The following is a 1,807-nucleotide window of genomic DNA, read 5'->3' on the forward strand; positions in this document are numbered from 1 at the left end:
AGCTCGACTTTGTACGTTTTTGGTCAGGTCCAAGTCCAGAAGATGCTGTTTTCAGCGATGTGGTCGAGGGCCTGATCGAGTGGCAAGACGCATCCGCCCATATCGTCAATATCTTCCCATTTTCGCCGGTGTGACCAGTAGCCGAGCCTGACTTCGTCGCGCGTGCCGACAGGCTTGAGGCGGGCGATCGGCGCGTCGGTTTCCAGCAGATAGAGATGGTAAGCGCCTTTGTCCTCGTACCAGCCCACGCCACCGCCGTTGGCTGCGTCAAACGTTTCGATGCGTAGAATGATTTCGTCGTCTTTCATGGAGCATCCATAGCTGCCTTCAGGTCACAGCGTATCCGATTCAACTTGCCGCATGGCAACAGCCCAAGCGTTGCAACGTGCTTCAGTTAGGATTCGAAGCATGGGATGTTGGACCAGAACAAGGCCGTTATCGGCGATGCCGTCCCCCAGATCCTGCGCCAATGGATGCAGGTATGGCGCCCCTGCTTCACTGCCCCCAGTTGGGAGCATGTACTTGTTCTTGTGATGGGCGGCCTGCTGGCCACGGGCAAACGGACCGTTACGTCCTGCCTGCGTGTGACCGGCCGATCCCATGCTGCCAACTTTGCCACCTATCACCAGGTCCTCAACCGCGCCCGTTGGAGCTCCCGTGCGGTTGCCAGGCGACTGCTCGGCATTGTGGTCGAACGGCTCGTGCCAGATGGTCCCGTTGTCATTGGCATGGACGACACCATTGAGCGGCGATGGGGGCGCAGGATCACTGCCCGGGGTATATACCGAGACCCGGTCCGCTCCAGTCACGGCCATTTCGTCAAAGCCAGCGGACTGCGCTGGCTCAGCTTTATGGTGCTCACCCCGGTGTCGTGGACCAACTTGATCAAGGCGCTGCCGATCCTGACGTTGCTTGCCCCTTCAGAACGATCCAACCGTCAACGCGGCTGTCGTCACAAACTGCTGACGGACTGGGCCCGCCAGGGCGCGCTGCAGCTGTCTCGCTGGCTGCCAGGTCGTCGGATCGTCTTCATCGGCGACAGCAGCTTTGCCGTCCACGAACTGGCCCATGCCATTACGCCTCGGGCAACGCTCATCAGCCGGCTGCGGCTGGATGCCAGCCTGTTTGCGCCGCCTGCGAGGCGAACATCACGCACGATGGGACGGCCGGCACAGAAAGGGCCAGCACTGCCCAAGCTCAAGACCCTGCTCGCCAATCCGGCGACGCGCTGGACAAGCGTCCTCGTCTCTGCCTGGTATGGCCATGTCAACGGCAAGACGCTCGAGATCACATCCGACATCGCCTTATGGTACAGGCCGGGCACCCCGGTCTTGCCGGTTCGCTGGGTCCTGGTTCGCGACCCTGACGGAAAGCGCGAGCCGCAAGCCTTCTTCAGTACCGACATCACCCTCGAGCCCGCCGACATCATCGCCCTCTACGTCCGGCGGTGGCAGATCGAGGTCACATTTGCCGAAACCCGCGCTCACCTGGGTGTCGAGACACAGCGCCAGTGGACCAACAAAGCCATAGCGCGAACCACTCCGGCGCTGTTGGGTCTCTACTCTCTTATATCGCTATGGGCCGGCGATCTGCTAACCAATAAAAGCAACCCTTATTCCGCCGCCTGGTATCGAAAAACCAGCCTGACCTTCAGTGACGCCATCGGCGCCGTCCGCCTCCAGCTCTGGGTCGGCGACATTAATCAACAATCCCCGCCGCACCGAGAACCGCACTATATTCCGACAACCCGCCTCGTACGTATGGCTCAAGCACTATGCTTCGCCACCTAATCGTACAAAGTCGAGCT

The 1,807-nt window shown here is 60.5% G+C and carries 2 protein-coding genes; one reads left to right on the forward strand and one right to left on the reverse strand.

Going from position 1 to position 1,807, the window contains the following annotated elements:
• Positions 1-23 precede the first annotated feature (23 nt).
• Positions 24-308, reverse strand: a complete 285-nt coding sequence (locus tag KRZ98_RS22105) for a hypothetical protein (RefSeq protein WP_119750773.1) — start codon at positions 306-308, stop codon at positions 24-26.
• Positions 309-413: 105 nt separating this feature from the next.
• On the opposite strand from KRZ98_RS22105, the gene KRZ98_RS22110 reads away from it, so the two are divergent.
• The gene (locus KRZ98_RS22110) at positions 414-1,790 is read left to right on the forward strand and encodes a transposase (protein WP_169575582.1); all 1,377 of its coding nucleotides are present in this window, start codon (positions 414-416) and stop codon (positions 1,788-1,790) included.
• The last annotated feature ends 17 nt before the right edge of the window (positions 1,791-1,807 follow it).

Source organism: Sphingobium sp. AS12, from assembly GCF_019097845.1.
Lineage (GTDB): Bacteria > Pseudomonadota > Alphaproteobacteria > Sphingomonadales > Sphingomonadaceae > Sphingobium.